The 16,749-nt window shown below is 73.4% G+C and carries 15 protein-coding genes; 10 read left to right on the top strand and 5 right to left on the bottom strand.

The window, feature by feature from the left end; translation table 11 throughout:
- The first annotated feature begins 461 nt into the window (after positions 1-461).
- Positions 462-980: a hypothetical protein gene (locus ACZ7N4_RS00220; RefSeq protein ID WP_471351975.1), complete on the top strand. Its 519-nt coding sequence runs from the start codon at positions 462-464 to the stop codon at positions 978-980.
- On the opposite strand, the gene ACZ7N4_RS00215 is transcribed toward ACZ7N4_RS00220, so the two are convergent.
- Positions 871-1,755, bottom strand: coding sequence for a DUF4184 family protein (locus tag ACZ7N4_RS00215; RefSeq protein ID WP_471351972.1), 885 nt, complete (start codon positions 1,753-1,755; stop codon positions 871-873). The two genes, ACZ7N4_RS00220 and ACZ7N4_RS00215, sit on opposite strands and share 110 nt — an antisense overlap.
- Before the next feature lie 318 nt (positions 1,756-2,073).
- Here ACZ7N4_RS00215 and ACZ7N4_RS00210 point away from each other — a divergent pair, with 318 nt between their 5' ends.
- From ACZ7N4_RS00210 to pgfA, 3 genes are all read left to right on the top strand, one after another.
- Positions 2,074-3,855: a lytic transglycosylase domain-containing protein gene (locus ACZ7N4_RS00210; protein WP_471351969.1), complete on the top strand. Its 1,782-nt coding sequence runs from the start codon at positions 2,074-2,076 to the stop codon at positions 3,853-3,855.
- A 181-nt stretch (positions 3,856-4,036) separates the two neighbouring features.
- Positions 4,037-4,171, top strand: coding sequence for an SPW_0924 family protein (locus ACZ7N4_RS00205; RefSeq protein ID WP_471351966.1), 135 nt, complete (start codon positions 4,037-4,039; stop codon positions 4,169-4,171).
- 26 nt (positions 4,172-4,197) lie between these two features.
- A complete protein-coding gene (pgfA, locus tag ACZ7N4_RS00200) occupies positions 4,198-5,190 on the top strand; it encodes a cell envelope lipid trafficking protein PgfA (protein WP_471351964.1) in 993 nt (330 codons plus the stop codon).
- Here the strand turns inward: pgfA and ACZ7N4_RS00195 are convergent.
- Together ACZ7N4_RS00195 and ACZ7N4_RS00190 are read right to left on the bottom strand one after the other, a co-directional pair.
- Positions 5,180-8,155 carry an ATP-dependent RNA helicase gene (locus ACZ7N4_RS00195; protein WP_471351961.1) on the bottom strand — a complete coding sequence of 992 codons (2,976 nt, stop codon included), beginning with the start codon at positions 8,153-8,155 and terminating at the stop codon, positions 5,180-5,182. The two genes, pgfA and ACZ7N4_RS00195, sit on opposite strands and share 11 nt — an antisense overlap.
- Positions 8,156-8,215: 60 nt before the next feature.
- Entirely contained in the window at positions 8,216-9,193 is a 978-nt protein-coding gene (locus ACZ7N4_RS00190) for a class I SAM-dependent methyltransferase (RefSeq protein ID WP_471351959.1), read from the bottom strand.
- 221 nt (positions 9,194-9,414) lie between these two features.
- Here ACZ7N4_RS00190 and rpsA point away from each other — a divergent pair, with 221 nt between their 5' ends.
- From rpsA to ACZ7N4_RS00170, 4 genes are all read left to right on the top strand, one after another.
- Complete coding sequence (gene rpsA / locus ACZ7N4_RS00185) at positions 9,415-10,911, top strand: 30S ribosomal protein S1 (protein WP_471351956.1); 1,497 nt, start codon at positions 9,415-9,417, stop codon at positions 10,909-10,911.
- A 365-nt stretch (positions 10,912-11,276) separates the two neighbouring features.
- Positions 11,277-12,215 carry a PAC2 family protein gene (locus ACZ7N4_RS00180; protein WP_471351953.1) on the top strand — a complete coding sequence of 313 codons (939 nt, stop codon included), beginning with the start codon at positions 11,277-11,279 and terminating at the stop codon, positions 12,213-12,215.
- Between the two features lie 45 nt (positions 12,216-12,260).
- Complete coding sequence (gene coaE, locus ACZ7N4_RS00175) at positions 12,261-12,878, top strand: dephospho-CoA kinase (RefSeq protein WP_471351951.1); 618 nt, start codon at positions 12,261-12,263, stop codon at positions 12,876-12,878.
- Positions 12,879-12,927: 49 nt separating this feature from the next.
- Positions 12,928-13,308 carry a tetratricopeptide repeat protein gene (locus ACZ7N4_RS00170; protein ID WP_471351948.1) on the top strand — a complete coding sequence of 127 codons (381 nt, stop codon included), beginning with the start codon at positions 12,928-12,930 and terminating at the stop codon, positions 13,306-13,308.
- Positions 13,309-13,744: 436 nt separating this feature from the next.
- On the opposite strand, the gene ACZ7N4_RS00165 is transcribed toward ACZ7N4_RS00170, so the two are convergent.
- On the bottom strand, positions 13,745-14,041 hold the full coding sequence (locus ACZ7N4_RS00165; protein WP_471351946.1) for a DUF6343 family protein: 297 nt from the start codon (positions 14,039-14,041) through the stop codon (positions 13,745-13,747).
- 48 nt (positions 14,042-14,089) lie between these two features.
- Here ACZ7N4_RS00165 and ACZ7N4_RS00160 point away from each other — a divergent pair, with 48 nt between their 5' ends.
- Together ACZ7N4_RS00160 and ACZ7N4_RS00155 are read left to right on the top strand one after the other, a co-directional pair.
- On the top strand, positions 14,090-14,998 hold the full coding sequence (locus ACZ7N4_RS00160) for an acyltransferase domain-containing protein (RefSeq protein ID WP_471351943.1): 909 nt from the start codon (positions 14,090-14,092) through the stop codon (positions 14,996-14,998).
- Positions 14,999-15,072: 74 nt separating this feature from the next.
- Entirely contained in the window at positions 15,073-15,753 is a 681-nt protein-coding gene (locus ACZ7N4_RS00155) for a class I SAM-dependent methyltransferase (RefSeq protein WP_471351941.1), read from the top strand.
- Positions 15,754-15,835: 82 nt separating this feature from the next.
- On the opposite strand, the gene ACZ7N4_RS00150 is transcribed toward ACZ7N4_RS00155, so the two are convergent.
- Positions 15,836-16,675: an RNA-binding S4 domain-containing protein gene (locus ACZ7N4_RS00150; protein ID WP_471351938.1), complete on the bottom strand. Its 840-nt coding sequence runs from the start codon at positions 16,673-16,675 to the stop codon at positions 15,836-15,838.
- Positions 16,676-16,749 lie beyond the last annotated feature (74 nt).

Genomic DNA, 16,749 nt, shown 5'->3' with positions numbered 1-16,749 from the left:
AACCGCCGGTCCCCCCGGCACGGCTGGTGCACCCCGACCCCGCCGACGCCCCTGCACCGCCGGTCCATCATCAGACCGCCGGTCCATCCACAGACCGCCGGTCCATCCACACACCGCCACAGACCGCCGGTCCACCCGCACACCGCGGACCCTCCCCGGCAGCCGGCGCACCCTGGCACGGCCGACGCACCCCGACCCCGCCGACACACCCCGACTCCGCAGGCGCGCGGCACCGCCGGCGCACCCCGGTACCGCCGGTCCATCGCGGCACCGTCGGCCCACCCCAACCCCGTCCGCCCACCCCGGCGGCGCCGACCCCACCCCGACCAGCACGGCCCCGCTCCGACCAGCGCGCTCCCGTCACGCCCACACCGGCCCACCCGCGAAACGCCCGGAGGGCCGTCACTCTCGTGGCCCCCGTCAGAACGCCTCGCACCCCCCGCAGCCGCAACACTGCGGGCATGGGTATACGCATGCTCCACCGCCGGACGCCCGAGGCAGTCACCGGGGTCTGGGCGGTCACCGCCTCGGCGCAGGCACTGCCCGCCGCGCCGGTCCCGGCCCTCGCGGCCGGCGCAAGCACCGCCCGCATCCCGGCCGACCCGGCCACGGCCCTCCGCACCGCCACCGAACGGCTCCGCAGCGGTCTCACCGGTCGTACGGCCCGCATCCCCGACTGGCTCCGCAGCGGTGTCACCGGCCCTACGGCCCGCACCTCCGACTGGCTCCGCGGCAGACTCACCGGCCGTACGGCCCGCACCCCCGACTGGCGCCAGTGGACCGACCTGGCCCGCGGCTATCTCGCCCTCGTGCTCACCCTGGTCCCCAGAGCCCGCCCCCGGCCCACCCTGACGGTCTTCGTCGCCTCCCTCACCGAGCGACCGGCCGCCCCCGGCCGGCACCGGCAGGCTCGCCGGAACTCCCCGGGCCTGCCGGACTCCCCGGCTCCCCGGGATCAGCGGCCGGACGCCAGACCCTGACCCAGACGGCGTACAGCAGCAGCCCCAGGACCGTCCCCGCGCCCACACCGAAGCACAGGGTGGGCACCAGCTCCCACGGTCCCGCCGCCCTGCCCCGCGCCCGCCACCGCGCCGTCCGCTGCGCCGCCCCGGCCAGCGCACAGCCGCCGATCAGCGCGAGCCCCCACCACCGGTCCCGCACGGACAGCACCCGCACCCCCGCCGGCGCCCCGCCCGGCACCCGCCGCAGCGCGCGGACCACGAACACCGCGAGCACCACGGCACCCGCCGCCGACGACCCGTACTGCAACCAGGTGAACAGCGGCATGCCCCCGGGGCGCTCCCGTCCGATGGCCGGAACCAGTCGCGTCCCCCACCGGTCGTGGTGCGTGAACGCGTCCCACACCACATGGGTGAGCGCGCCGAGCACCGCGGAGCAGTACCACCACCCCGCCGACGCGGCTCGTACGCGCGCGCGTGGCGCACCGCAGCGCAACAGCGCGGCCGGCCGCCCCTGCCAGGCCAGCGGCAGCAGCGCGAGCAACGGCTCCCGGACCAGCAGCCACAGCCCCACGAGAGTCCACGCGATGAGCACGTCGACCGTGACGACACCGGTGAACGCGTGCGTGACCGCGCCGAACTCCATGCCGCCCGGCAGGACACCCGCCGCGTAATACGGCATGTCCGGCGCGCAGGACCCCGCGACGAGCACCGCCGGCACCAGCCGGCCCCGGCCCCGGCCGTCCCGGCGGACAGCGGGCAGCACGGCCGCCGCGTGACTGAGCGTGAACGGCAACAGAACCCCCGGGAGCGGTCGGCGGCCCGGATTCCGGCGCCGGTGATCAGCTCCGGCCAGTATGCGTGACCGCCGTCAGGGCGCGCGCACGACGACGACAGTTGGCCAACCGGTGAAAACGGGGCGCGAACGGGTGCCCGCTCCAAGCAAGTTGTCGTAGGGTCACCTGCGGCGCCGTGCCGCCGCACGGTCGTCCACACGTCCCACGCAGCGAAAAGCGAAACAGGGGCAACCAGATCAGCGGGTCAACCGTCACACCAGAGCGAGGCAGGCAGACGGAGAAGGACGCACGGACGTCCACGGGAGGGGTTTCACTCTATGGCGGCGCATTTCGGCAGGCGGCTGCGCAAGGGAGCGGCGACCACCGCCGTGGCCGCGGCAGCGGTCGCGGCTCTCTCGGCGTCCCAGGCTCCGGGAGCGACCGGCGAGGACCACGGCAGACAGGCGGCGGCCGGCGCCGCCGCCCCCGTTCCGGACGAGCCCGTCGCCGGCGACGCCACCGGCAACTCGCCCTACTACACGGACCTGCCGCCCCTGAAGAGCCCCAACCCCAGCCCCTCGTCCGGCAGCGGCACTCCCGTCGCCCGGGGCGTGGCGGAGGCCGGCATCCCGGCGACGGTCCTCGACGCCTACAAGAAGGCCGAGGCCGAACTGCGCTCCTCCAAGCCCGGCTGCAACCTGCCCTGGCAACTGCTCGCCGCCATCGGCAAGGTCGAGTCGGGCCACGCCCGCGGCGGCCGGGTCGACGCCGCCGGCACCACCGTGGGCCGGATCCTGGGCCCGCAGCTCGACGGCAACGGTTTCGCGCTCATCCCGGACACCGACCACGGCGCCTACGACGGCAACAGCACCTACGACCAGGCCGTCGGCCCCATGCAGTTCATCCCGTCCACCTGGGCCTGGGCGGGCCGCGACGGCAACGGGGACGGCCGGAAGGACCCCAACAACGTCTACGACGCCGCCCTCGCCGCGGGCCACTACCTGTGCCGCAACGACTGGGACCTGTCCACCGACAGCGGCCTGCACAGCGCGATCCTCAGCTACAACAACTCGCAGGACTACCTCGGCCTGGTCCTGAACTGGCTGGAGTACTACCGCAAGGGCAGCCACTCCATCCCCGACGGCACCGGCAGCGTCCCCGAGCACCGCAGCGACGGCGCATCCCACCACACCACGGCCCCGAAGCCCTCGGACCCGCCGAGCAAGCCGGACCCGAAACCCCACAAGCCCCACAAGCCCCGCGACCCCGGCAACGGCGGCGGCGACAACGGTGGCGGCGGGAACGGCAACGGTGACAACGGGGGCGGGGGCACCGGGACGCCCGACCCCAAGCCGCCGACGCCACCCGTCCCGCCGACGCCCCCGCAGACGCCCACCGACCTCGTGGACCACCTGCAGGGCGTGGGCACCGGAAAGCTCACCGCGACGGCCGGCGACGCCTTCACCGAGCCGGTCGGCGTCCGCGCCGAGACCAAGGTCGGCAAGTCCGTCGCCAAGGTCAGGATCCGGTTCACCGTCACCGGCGACACGGACGCCACTTTCGCGGGCGGCGAGACCGTCGCCACGGTCGTCACCGACGCCAAGGGCCTCGCGGTCGCCCCGGCGCTCCAGGCCGGCGAGAAGACCGGCGACTTCAAGGTCACCGCGGCCGTCGTGGGCCGCCCGGTCAAGGGCGTCGACTTCACCGCCACGGTCACCGCCCGCGCCGCAGACACCCTGGTCCGCACCAGCGACACCCCGCTGACCTGCACCCCGGGCGGGGAGTTCGCCGACCAGGTCCAGGTGAAGGCGACGTACAAGGGCGTCGCCGCGGACAAGGTCGCGGCCACCGCCACCCTGATCAAGTCCACGGCCGACGCCACGGAGAACGACAAGGGCCCCTCCTTCAAGGACGCCGACGGCAAGCCCGTCCGCACCCTCACCGGCCTCCTGACCGACGACAAGGGCCTGCTCACCCTGCCGAAGCTGTACGCGGACGACACCACCGGCACCTTCCTGCTCCGCGTCACCACCACGGGCGGAGCGACGCTCACGGTGGAGCTGAAGGTCGCCGCGGCCGACACCTCGGCGAGCCCGACCCCGAGCGAGACCGCCTCCTGACGCAGCCCGGCGAACCGGCGCACAGGGCGCCCCCTCCGCCCCGGCGGGGAGGGCGCCCTTCTTCGTGCGTGCACCGCTGTTCTCATCTCGCCCGCCCGTTGCTACGGTGCCGAAAACCTGACGTCCCATCAGGAGGCCGTCCGCCACAGCCAGGACAACGGCCGTCCGCAGGGAGGCCCGCATGCGCGCCCTGATCGCCGCCGCGACCGGTCTCGCCCTCGCGCTCGCCCTGGTCCTCACGATCAGCGCGCTGGGCGCCCCGTCGGGCCGGACGTCCCCCGAACCGCTGCTGACGACGGTCCCCGCGCACCCGTAGCCGTACCCGTCCAGGAGGAGGCCGGTATGCGCCGCACGGCAAGCCTGGTCCTGCTCGCCTGCGCCGTGTTCTGCGCGGCGCTGTCCCCGCTGCTGCGCTGGTACGCCTTCCCGCGCCTGGCCCGGATCCCCGCTAACCAGTACCAGGACATGGTCCTTGAGGCCCGCGACGCCACCCTCCTCGACTACGGCACCATGCGCGCGAAGAAGGTCCCGAAGGTCACCATCGTGCAGACCCTCAAGGGCGACGTGGAGGCCGCCGAGAGGATCGAGAGGACGGCGGGGCGGCCCGTCGTCGTCTGGGACAGCCTCTCCTACGTCCAGGGCCCCGACGGCAGGATGGTCTCCAAGGTCCCCGAACGCTACATCTTCGACGCCCACAGCCAGGACCCCGTCCACGCCACCGGCGAGATGGTCGACGGCGACCCGGTCAGGCGCGAGGGCATCGAGTTCAAGTGGCCCTTCCTGACGCGGAAACGGGACTACGAGTACTTCGACGCGCAGACCCGCACCACCAGCCCCATCCACTACCGGGGCACCCGCGCCTTCCGCGGACTGACCGTCTACTACTTCGAGCAGACCGTCCCCTGGACCAAGGTCCCCATGCCCCGGACCCTGCCCGTCCAGGGCGTCACCCCGGAGTCGGTCGCGAGGACCGGCACGACCCGCTGGTACACCACGGTCCGCAGGTTCTGGGTCGAACCCGTCACCGGGGCACCCGTCTACGGCGAGGAGATCCACCGCGAGGAGTTGCGCGGCGGCACCCTCCTCGGCGGTCGCGCCGAGGTCACCGCGTTCGCCGGGCACGTGAAGATGCGCGAGGACTACATCGAGCACACGGTCGCCCTGGTCAAGCACAACCGCACCCTCGTCCTGGCCCTCACCTCCTACGTCCCCCGGGGCTCCCTCGGCCTCGGCCTGCTCCTCCTCGCCCTCGCCCTCTGGCTGGAGGCCCGCGCCCGCCGCCCCCGGGAGCCCGCGCCCGAGCAGGCGGAGGAGCCCGCGCCGGTCAGCGCCTGAGCCGCGCGTTGGTGTGCCGCGTGGGCTCCGCGGTCGCCGGGTCCTCCGGCCACGGATGCTTCGGGTAGCGCCCGCGCAGCTCGGCCCGTACACCCCGGTAGCCGTCCTGCCAGAAGGAGGCGAGGTCGGCCGTGACGGCGGCGGGCCGCCCGGCGGGCGAGAGCAGGTGCACGAGCAGCGGCACGCCCGCGACGGCCGGCGTCTCCCGCAGCCCGAACATCTCCTGCAGCTTCACCGCGAGGACCGGCCGCTCGGGGTCCCGGTAGTCGATCCGGACCCTGGACCCGCTCGGCACGGTGATCCGCTCGGGCGCCAGCTCCTCCAGCCGGCCGGCCTCCCCGCTCGCCCAGGGCAGCAGCCGCGACAGTGCCTGTCCGGCGTCGATCCGGGACAGATCGGCCCGCCGCCGGGCCCTGCTCAGCTCCGGCTCCAGCCATTCGTCCACGCGCGCGTGGAGCGCCTCGTCCGACACCTCCGGCCACGGCTCCCCGAGGTGCGTCCGCAGGAAGGCCAGTCGCTGCCGCAGTCCCTCCGCCTCCGGCGACCAGCGCAGCAGCCCGAGCCCCTCCTCCCGCAGCCCGTCCAGCAGGGCGGCGCGTACGAGGGCGGGGTCGGCGTCCTTCAGCGGCCGCACGGCCAGCTCGATCGCCCCCAGCCGCTCGACGTGCCGGGCCACGACGTCCCCGCCTGCCCAGTGCACCTCGTCCCGCTCGGCGAGCAGCGCCCCGGCGGCGATCCGCGCCACCTCCTCGTCCACGGCCGCCCCTAGCCGCACACGCGCGTGCCCCTTCCCCGCGGGCCGGTCGGCGACGGCGACGACGATCCAGGGAGCCCCCCGCAGTGCCGACCCCTCGCCCAACTCGGCCCGCGTCCCGGACGCCATGAGATACGACCCCCCGTCCAGCTTGGCGACCCGCTCGGGAAACGCGAGACCGGCAACAACCCCGACAACCCGGTCACCCCCGCCGGCCCCGGCGCCGGCCCCGACCGGCCCGCCGTCTCCACCGGCCCCGGCGCCGAGGCGTACGAGGCCGTCACCCCCGCCGGCCCCCACGCCGCCCCTGGCGCGCGGACCCTCCCCGCTGGTCTTCGTGCCGACCTCGGTGCGCTGGCCCTCCCCTCCGGTCTCCGTGCCGAACCGGGCGCGCGGGTCCTTCCCGCCGGGACCGGCCCCGAGAACGGCCGACGTGCCGTTCCCGCCGAGCCCGGCGACCAGGGGTGCAAGGCCGCCCTCCCCGCCGGCGGTCTCCGCGCCGACCCCGGTGCGCTGGCCCTCCCCGCTGGTCTCCGTGCTGACCCCGGTGCACGACCCCCTCCCCCCGGACCTCCCCCCGGGCCCCGTGCCGAGCTCGGTGAGCCGGTCGGTTCCGTCGGGTCCGGCCCCGAGGATGGCCGACTCGTCGTCTTCGGTGCCTGGTCCGGCCTGGACGGCCGCTTCCGTCCGACGGTCATGGGCGGGCGGGTGGGCGAACTCCGTCGAAGCCCCCGCGGACCGCAGCCGCCGCACCTCCGCGGCCCATCGCGCGGCGTAGGCGTCACCCCCTCGCCGCGCACGACGCAACGCACCGGCAAGATCGTCCCCGTAGTCCCGCGGCACTTCCTCGGAGAGCAGAGCGACGACCTCCGCCCCTCGGCCACCCGTGTCCAGCAACGCCCGCCCCAGCCGCGGGTGCACTCCGAGCCGGCTCAGGCGCCCCCCGACCTCCGTGGCCCGGCCGGCGGAGTCCACCGCGCCCACCGCCGTCAGCGCGGAGCGCGCCGCCGTCATCGCCCCAGCCGGCGGCGGATCCAGCAAGGCCAGCCCGGAGGCGTCCGGATCACCCCAGCACGCCGCCTGGAGGGCGAACGCGGTCAGATCGGCCACCTTGATCTCCGGCGCCGGGAACGCCGGCAGCCGGCCGTCCTCGGCCTCAGCCCAGCACCGGTACACCGTCCCCGGCGCCTCACGCCCGGCCCGCCCCGCCCGCTGCCGCCCGGCCGCCCGCGACGCCCGTACGGTCGTCAGCCCGCTCAGCCCGCGCGCGTGATCCACCCGCGGTTCCCGCGCCAGCCCGGAGTCGACCACCACCCGCACCCCGGGGACGGTCAGCGACGACTCCGCCACGGACGTCGCCAGCACCACCCGGCGCCGCGCCCCGGGCGCCAGCACCGCGTCCTGCACCGCGGCCGGCGCCCGCCCGTGCACCTGGAGCACCTCGGCCCCGCCGAGATCCCCCAGCAGACCCGCCACGCGCGCGATCTCGCCCACGCCGGGCAGGAAGCACAGCACGTCCCCGTCCCGCTCGGCCAGCGCCCGCCGCACCACCGACGCCACGTGCGCCAGCAGCGCCGGATCCACCCGCATCCCGTGCGGCGGCCGTACCGGACGCGCCGGCGGAGCCCACACGACCTCCACCGGATGGGCCACACCGGCCGCCTCGACCACCGGCGCCCCGCCGAGCAGCCGCGCCCACCCCTCGGCGTCCGTGGTCGCCGACGCGGCCACCAGCCGCAGCTCCGGCCGCAGCGCCTGCCGTACGTCCCACAGGAACGCGGCCACCGTGTCCGCGTCCAGATGCCGCTCGTGGCACTCGTCGAGGACGACCACGTCCACCCCGGCCAGCTCCTGGTCACGCTGGAGCCGCTGCAGCAGGACACCCGTCGTCACGACCTCCACGCGCGTGTGCCGTCCCACGGACCGTTCGCCGCGCACGGTGAAGCCGACGCTCACGCCGGGCCGCTCGCCCAGCAGCCACGCCATGCGCCGGGCCGCCGCGCGCGCCGCGATCCGCCGAGGCTCGGCCACCACGACCCGCCGCGCGGCACCGCCGCCGACCAGTCCCGCGAGCACCAGCGGCACCAGCGTCGTTTTGCCGGTTCCGGGCGGCGCCACCAGGACGGCGGTGCCGTCACCCTCCAGGGCGTCGGTCAGGGCGGGCAGGGCGGAGCGCACGGGGAGCGCGTCCAGGGCGTCGTAGCGGATCACGTCCCCAGTGTCGTACGACGGCGGAAACCGCCTCCACGCGCGCGTGCCCGGCGGCAGGCCTCAGTCCCGCTCGCACACGAAGATCGCGGTACCCGGGATCAGGTTCCCGCGCAGCGGCGACCAGCCGCCCCACTCCGAGGTGTTCCAGACCGGCCACTCCGGCTCCACCAGGTCCACCAGCCGGAAACCCGCGGCCACGACGTCCCGCACCCGGTCGCCGACCGTCCTGTGGTGCTCCACGTACACCGCACGGCCCTCCTCGTCCTGCTCGACGTAGGGCGTGCGGTCGAAGTACGACGAGGAGACCGACAGCCCCTCCGGGCCGGGCTCGTCCGGGAACGCCCAGCGGATCGGATGCGTCACCGAGAACACGAACCGGCCGCCGGGCCGGAGCACCCGGCGCACCTCGCGCAGCACCAGCCGCGGGTCGGCGACGAACGGCAGCGCTCCGTACGCGGAGCACGCCAGGTCGAAGGAGCCGTCCGCGAACGGCAGCGCGCCGGCGTCGGCACAGACCAGCGGAAACGATCCGCCGATGCGCAGCGCGTGCTGCAGCTGGCGGTGCGAGAGGTCCAGCGCCACCGGCCGCGCGCCCTGGGCGGCCAGCCAGCGCGCGCACTGCGCCGCGCCCGCGCCGATCTCCAGGACCTCCTTGCCCTTCAGCTCCTCGACCGGGCCGAGCAGCTCCGCCTCCACCTCGTCCAGGCCTTCCGGGCCCCACACGAAGCGGTCGTCGCCGAGGAACGTGCCGTGCTCGGTCTGGTACTCGTCCGCGTTGCGGTCCCACCAGCCCCGGTTCGCCCGGGCGCTCTCCGTGACATCCGCGTCACGCCGGGTGGCCTGCGGCTCGAACCCCTCGAACCCGTCCGGTTCGTACGCTTCCGGCTCTTGGATGATCGGCTCCCTCGTCGTACTCTTCCGTCCACCGCCGGGGACCCGCGCGAGGGGATCCCGTGGGCCCGCGTGGCCTGTTGGGACGATTCTTCTGCCTGGAATGCGGTGATCCGCCCCGGGTGTGCGCCTTCGCGCATTGACCATGTCCGGCCGCCCCCGTATGCTACAAGTTGCGCTGCGGGCCTGCGCACCTCAGACGTAGCAGGCTGCGCTCGCATCTGTTGTATGTCCCCTCGGTTGTCGAGGCGCCATCACCAGTTCCTTGGTGGGCGCTTCCTTGGCTGTCCGGCTTCTGCAGAGCGAAACGGGCTCCCGGCGTAAGCAGTACCTACGACTTCAATGTCCGTACCGGAGCCCTTTCCCACATGACGAGCAGCACCGAGACCACCGCCACCACCCCGCAGGTAGCGGTCAACGACATCGGTAACGAGGAAGCCTTCCTCGCCGCGATCGACGAGACGATCAAGTACTTCAACGACGGCGACATCGTCGACGGCGTCATCGTGAAGGTCGACCGGGACGAGGTCCTGCTCGACATCGGTTACAAGACCGAAGGCGTTATCCCGAGCCGCGAGCTCTCGATCAAGCACGACGTCGACCCCAACGAGGTCGTCGCCGTCGGTGACGAGATCGAGGCCCTGGTCCTCCAGAAGGAGGACAAGGAAGGTCGCCTGATCCTCTCGAAGAAGCGCGCCCAGTACGAGCGTGCCTGGGGCACCATCGAGAAGATCAAGGAAGAGGACGGGATCGTCACCGGTACCGTCATCGAGGTCGTCAAGGGTGGTCTCATCCTCGACATCGGCCTCCGTGGCTTCCTCCCGGCCTCGCTGGTCGAGATGCGCCGCGTCCGCGACCTCCAGCCGTACGTCGGCAAGGAGCTCGAGGCCAAGATCATCGAGCTGGACAAGAACCGCAACAACGTGGTCCTGTCCCGCCGTGCCTGGCTGGAGCAGACCCAGTCCGAGGTCCGCCAGACGTTCCTCACGACCCTCCAGAAGGGTCAGGTCCGCTCCGGTGTGGTCTCCTCGATCGTCAACTTCGGTGCCTTCGTGGACCTGGGTGGCGTCGACGGTCTGGTCCACGTCTCCGAGCTGTCCTGGAAGCACATCGACCACCCGTCCGAGGTTGTCGAGGTCGGCCAGGAAGTCACCGTCGAGGTCCTCGACGTCGACATGGACCGCGAGCGCGTCTCCCTGTCGCTGAAGGCGACCCAGGAAGACCCGTGGCAGCAGTTCGCCCGCACCCACCAGATCGGCCAGGTCGTGCCCGGCAAGGTCACGAAGCTGGTTCCGTTCGGTGCGTTCGTCCGCGTGGACGAGGGCATCGAGGGTCTGGTCCACATCTCCGAGCTGGCCGAGCGCCACGTGGAGATCCCGGAGCAGGTCGTCCAGGTCAACGACGAGATCTTCGTCAAGGTCATCGACATCGACCTCGAGCGTCGTCGCATCAGCCTCTCGCTGAAGCAGGCCAACGAGTCCTTCGGTGCCGACCCGTCGGCGGTCGAGTTCGACCCGACCCTGTACGGCATGGCCGCGTCCTACGACGACCAGGGCAACTACATCTACCCCGAGGGCTTCGACCCCGAGACCAACGACTGGCTCGAGGGCTACGAGAAGCAGCGCGAGGAGTGGGAGCGCCAGTACGCCGAGGCGCAGTCCCGCTTCGAGCAGCACCAGCAGCAGGTCATCAAGTCCCGCGAGGCGGACGCCCAGGCCGCTGCCGAGGGTGGCGACACCGCGGGTGCGGCTCCGGTCACGGGTGGCGGTTCGTACTCCTCCGAGGGCGCCGACACCTCCGGTGCGCTGGCCTCGGACGAGGCGCTGGCCGCGCTGCGCGAGAAGCTGGCCGGCGGCCAGAGCTGATCGCCAGCCGTAAGGCTTAGCCGATAGTCGGCTGAGGGGCCGTACCTTTCGAGGTACGGCCCCTCGGTGTTTTCCGCGGTGCGGGGCTTCCGGGAGGCGGGCTCACGGACGGCGAGGGTTCGGGAGGGCGAGGTCGCCGGGCCGGGCCAGGGGGTGTTCGGGACACAGGGTGTTCCGGGCACAGGACGTTCGGGACACAGGACGTTCGGAGCGCCGGGTGTTCGGGACACAGGGTGTTCGGGGTACGAGCCAGGTGACGGGTCGTCACCATGAGGCGGAAGAGATCGCTGATCAGCGGCGTGTCGCGGGAATTCCGCTGTTCCAGGGCGCGTTGTCCATGAGGAACACGAGGAGGAGCGGTCACAGTGCTTGATCCGCAGGGTTTGTACGCATGGGAGCCGAAGGGCCTCGCCGTGGTCGACATGGCGCTCGCCCAGGAGTCGGCCGGCCTTGTCATGCTCTACCACTTCGACGGATACATCGACGCGGGTGAGACCGGCGACCAGATCGTCGACCGGCTGCTCGACTCACTGCCCCACCAGCTCGTGGCCCGGTTCGACCACGACCGGCTCGTGGACTACCGGGCCCGCCGGCCCCTGCTGACCTTCAAGCGGGACCGCTGGACCGACTACGAAACCCCGACCATCGAGGTCCGCCTCGTCCAGGACACCACCGGCGCCCCGTTCCTGCTGCTGTCCGGACCCGAGCCGGACGTGGAGTGGGAGCGCTTCGCGGCGGCGGTGCGGCAGATAGTGGAGCGGCTCGGCGTGCGCCTCTCCGTGAACTTCCACGGCATCCCCATGGGCGTCCCGCACACCCGCCCGGTGGGCCTGACCCCGCACGGCAACCGCACCGACCTGGTCCCCGGTCACCGCAGCCCCTTCGAGGAGGCACAGGTGCCCGGCAGCGCCGAGTCGCTGGTGGAGTACCGCCTCATGGAAGCCGGACACGACGTCCTGGGAGTCGCCGCCCACGTCCCGCACTACATCGCCCGGTCCCCGTACCCGGACGCCGCCCTGACCGTCCTGGAGGCCATCACGGCCGCCACCGGCCTGGTCCTGCCCGGCGTCGCCCACTCCCTGCGCACCGACGCGCACCGCACCCAGACCGAGATCGACCGGCAGATCCAGGAGGGCGACGAGGAGCTGACCGCGCTCGTCCAGGGCCTTGAGCACCAGTACGACGCCGCGGCCGGCGCCGACACCCGGGGCAACATGCTCGCCGAACCCGTGGAGATCCCCTCGGCCGACGAGATCGGGCAGGAGTTCGAGCGCTTCCTGGCGGAACGGGAGGGCGACAACTGACCTCCGCCGGTTCCGCCGCCGGAGCCAGGGCCTAAGCTTCCGCTCATGCTGACAGTGGGCCTGACCGGCGGGATCGGCGCCGGCAAGAGCGAGGTGTCGCGGCTGCTCGTGGAGCACGGGGCCGTGCTGATCGACGCGGACCGCATCGCGCGCGAGGTCGTGGCGCCCGGCACGCCCGGGCTCGCGGCCGTGGTCGACGCCTTCGGAGCCGAGGTCCTCGCCGCCGACGGCAGCCTGGACCGGCCCCGGCTCGGCTCGATCGTCTTCGCCGACCCCGAGAAGCTCGCCGTCCTGAACTCGATCGTGCACCCGCTGGTGGGCGCCCGCTCCCGCGAGCTGGAGAGCGCCGCGGCCGAGGACGCCGTCGTCGTCCACGACGTGCCCCTGCTCACGGAGAACGGTCTCGCCCCGCTCTACGACGTCGTGATCGTCGTCGACGCCGATCCCGAGACCCAGCTCGACCGGCTGGTGCGGCTGCGTGGGATGACCGAGGAGGACGCACGCGCGCGCATGGCCGCGCAGGCGACCCGCGAGCAGCGCAGGGAGATCGCGGACATTGTGATCGACAACGACGTACCCCTGGACGCCCTGAGGAAGCGCGTCGCCGAGGTGTGGAACGACCTCGTACGTCGGGCGCGGCAGGACACCCGGGACGCGGAATAGCTGTCCGCTCCGGGGCGTTGAAGCGGTCCAGCAAGGGAAGGACTCAGCCGTGCCCGAGACCAGCGGTTCCACCGGACGTACGCCGGAAACGCATGTCATCGACTTCCGTGCGGCCGAACAACTGCTCAACGCGCGGGACCCGCGGGGCGCGGTGAAGCTGCTCGACGGAGTCATCGCCGCGCACCCCGAGAACACCGCCGCCCGGCTGTTGCGCGCCCGCGCCTTCTTCGCGGCGGCGCAACTGCGGCCCGCCGAGCTGGAATTCACCATCGTGCTGGAGCGCGAACCGGACAACGCGTTCGCCCACTTCGCACTGGCCCGCACCTACGAGCGCCAGGGCCGCCCCGATCAGGCCAAGCGCCACTTCCGGCTCGCGGCGGCCCTCGATCCGAACCCGGAGTACCTGAAGGCGGCACGCTTCGACACCTGAGGGTGGGACGGGGGCGGTCGGGCGGCGCGGCGGGACGGGGGTGGCCTAGCGGTGCGGTGGGATGGCATGGCGTCCGGGCCGCCGCCGGGCCGACGGGTGTGCACGGCTCGCGGACCGGCCGCGCGGCGGATGCGCTGCGGCTCCCCGCCGTGCGGGGTGACCGACGGACGGGCAGCCGATCACCGTCGGCATCCGCATCCGCATCCGCATCCGCATCCGCGTCCGCATCGGCGTCGGCGCGGCGGATGCCTGCGGGCGGCGGTGCCAGGGGCGGAGACGGTGCCACGAATGATGCGAGGCCGGTTGCGGGGGCCGCGCGGCCCGCTGCCGGGGCCGTACGACCGGCGCCGGATACCGTCGGCCGGCGACGCACGGCCACGTACGGCGACGCATGGCGGCCGGCGGGCCGGTCACGGGCGGGGCGCTCGCTCGGCGGTCATGGATGACGGTGCCTCGGCGGCCCCGGATACGGCGGTCCGTCCTCCGGCGGCCGGTACGGCGGTACGTCGCGGCCCGGCTGGTAGTGCGGGCCCTGACGGATGTGCCGGAGGACCACGGCCATGTCGACGGTGACCAGCAGCCACAGCACCCCGCAGGCCGCCGCCCAGCCGGGGCGGCCCACCAGCGAGAACGCCACCGTGCCGAAGGCCGTCCAGAGCAGCCCCCACACACTCAGCCAGAACCGTGCCCGCAGCGCACTGCGCGCGGTCGCCGGTTCACTGCCCGTACGCATCCGGATCACCACTCCTCTCTCACAACGTACTCTCCCCTGGGGGGCCATGTGCTGCCGGACACCGACGAGCTGGCCGAGGTCCTGCTCGACCTCGCAGTACCTCACGAGGACATCAACGACCTCGTGCGGATGCGCCGCAGGGTGACGGACGATCCGGAGCTACGGCAGCTCCTGGAGGCGTCGGTCGGTCAGCTGGCCGGCGCGGTGGGCCGGCTCGGCGGTGAGGTCGACCTGCCCGAACTGGACTGGGCGTCGGGCCCTCTCCAGCGCTGCTTCCCCGCGTACGTGTTCGTCGCGACGCTGCCGTACACGCGCGCGTACCACCGCGAACGCGGCATCCCGGCCGACGTCTCCCGGCGCACCCTCGCCGACCTGGGGCGCAACATGGCCGCGCATCGCAGGCGGTACGGCCGGGCGGGGGTGCAGGCTCCGCGGTGGCTCACCCGCCACTTCTGCGGGGAGCTGTACCAGCTGGGGCGGCTGCAGTTCGAGCGGACGCGGCTACGCGAGCGGACGGCGGCCGCCCTCGCCCCGGCGGGGCTCGGGGTGGAGCCGGGTGCGCTCTGTCTGACCCTGCACATCCCCGACTTCCTCGGGCCGCTCTCCCCGGCAGCCTGCGACCGGTCCCTGACGCTGGCCCGGGACTTCTTCGCCCGGCACTATCCGGAGGAGCGGTTCGGGTTCGCGACCTGCCACTCCTGGCTGCTCGACGCCCAGCTCAAGGAGTACCTGGCCGCCGACTCCCGCATCCTCCGGTTCCAGGAGCGGTTCCGCATCGCCCGGCAGGACACGGAACCGGCCGACACCGAGCCCGTCCGGTTCGTCTTCGGGGACCCGGACCTGCCGGTCGCCCAGCTGCCCCGGCGCACGTCCGTGGAGCGGGCCATCGGTGACCACCTGCGGGCGGGAGGCCACTGGTACATCGGGCACGGATGGTTCCCGCTGCCGGAGAAATGACTCGGACGAGTGAACCAGGGCGGGAGGGGAACGGGCGTGCGGGGGCCGTCCGTTGAACGGGCATGACGGTGGAAATGCGTGAGGGATACGAGGGCACGGGGCCCGGTGCGATCACCCCGGACGGCTGCGCGGTCGAGCTGTACGCACGGCTGCCGGTCGGCGACGAACCGGACATCATCGCCGCGGCGGTACCGGCCGGGGCACACATCCTGGAACTGGGCAGCGGCGTGGGCCGGGTGACCCATCCCCTGCTGGAACGGGGCTTCACGGTCACGGCGGTGGACGAGTCCGCCGAGATGCTGGGCCGGGTCCGCGGAGCGCGCACGATACGCGGCCCCATCGAAGACCTCGATTTGGGCGAAGTGTTCGACGTGGTGATGCTCGCGTCCTTCCTGGTGCACGCCGGTGACGAGGAGGTGCGCAGGGGCCTGCTGCGCACCTGCGCCCGGCACGTCGCGGACGGCGGCTGCGTGCTCATCCAGCGGGAGGGTCCGGACTACCACACGAACGTGCCCAGGGAGCGGGTGGACCCGAGCGGCTTCACCGTGCGGATCGCCTCCGTGGAGCCGGCCGGGGAGGGGGTGAACTCGGTCCACGCGGAGTACGTGTTCCCGGACGCGGTCTGGACCCAGACGTTCCTGACCAGAACCCTGACGAGGGAGCAGTTCGAGTCGGCGCTGGCGGAGGCGGGGCTGGAGGTGGACGCGTATCTGACACCGGACGGGATGTGGGTGAGGGCGGTGCCGATGGCGTAGGGGCGCGCGCTCGTTCGTATCGCGCCGACGGCCGGCGACAGGAAGTGGTGGGCTGACTGCAGGTCGGCGGCGGAGCGCCGGTTCATCGCCCGCGGGACCGCCCACCGGAACCACCGGCCCCTGGACCAGCGGCCCCGAAGCCACCGTGACCACCGGAGCCATGGTGACCACCCATGCCACGGCGGCCACCGGAACCGCCGGAACCGCGTCGTCCACCGCGTCCGCCTCGATCTCCGGACCCACGAGCCGCGCCGGGTCCATCAGCAGCGCCGGATTCATCAGCCGCGCCGGACGCATCAGCCGCGCCGGACCCAGCAGGCCCGCCGGATGCGCCACGGCCTCCCGACCTGGTGGAGCCGCTCGGGCCGCTGAAACCGGGGAGGCCGGCGAAGCCGGTGGGGGTGCCGGGGCCGGCGAGGCCGCGGAGGCGTTCCAGCTCGCGGCGGTCCCGCTTGGTGGGGCGGCCGGTGCCGCGGTCGCGCAGACCGACGGAGGCGACGGCCTCGCGAGGCGGGGGCGGAGGGGAGTTGTCGATGTAGCACTGGACGGCCACGGGAGCGCCGACCCGCTTGCGGATCAGGCGCTTGACGATCACGACCCGTTCCCGGCCCTCGTGCCGAAGCCGTACCTCGTCGCCGATGCGCACGGAGTGGGCGGGCTTCACCCGCTCGCCGTTCACGTGCACATGCCCGCCCCGGCAGGCGGCGGCGCCGAGGGAGCGGGTCTTGACCAGGCGGACGGCCCAGATCCAGCTGTCGATGCGGACGGTCTCGCCGTTGGCGGGACCGGCGGCCTCGGCGGCGGCCACCGCTGCGGCGATCTCGGGGGCGAGCGGCTGGTCGGCGGGGCTCGTGCCACCCGGCGTGCCGGTTCCCCCGCCGGTCGCACGGTCCACGTTCTCGTCCGCATCCTCGGAAGCCATGCCCCGACCTTAACGCCCCGGGGCCACCGACCCGGAAGCGTTTTCGCGGCAGCCGCCAGGCCCACGTCCGTCCC

It is taken from the genome of Streptomyces sp. NPDC107654, assembly GCF_055639035.1.
Note: the sequence above shows the minus strand (reverse complement) of the source record. Positions and strands in the feature narration are given on the sequence as shown.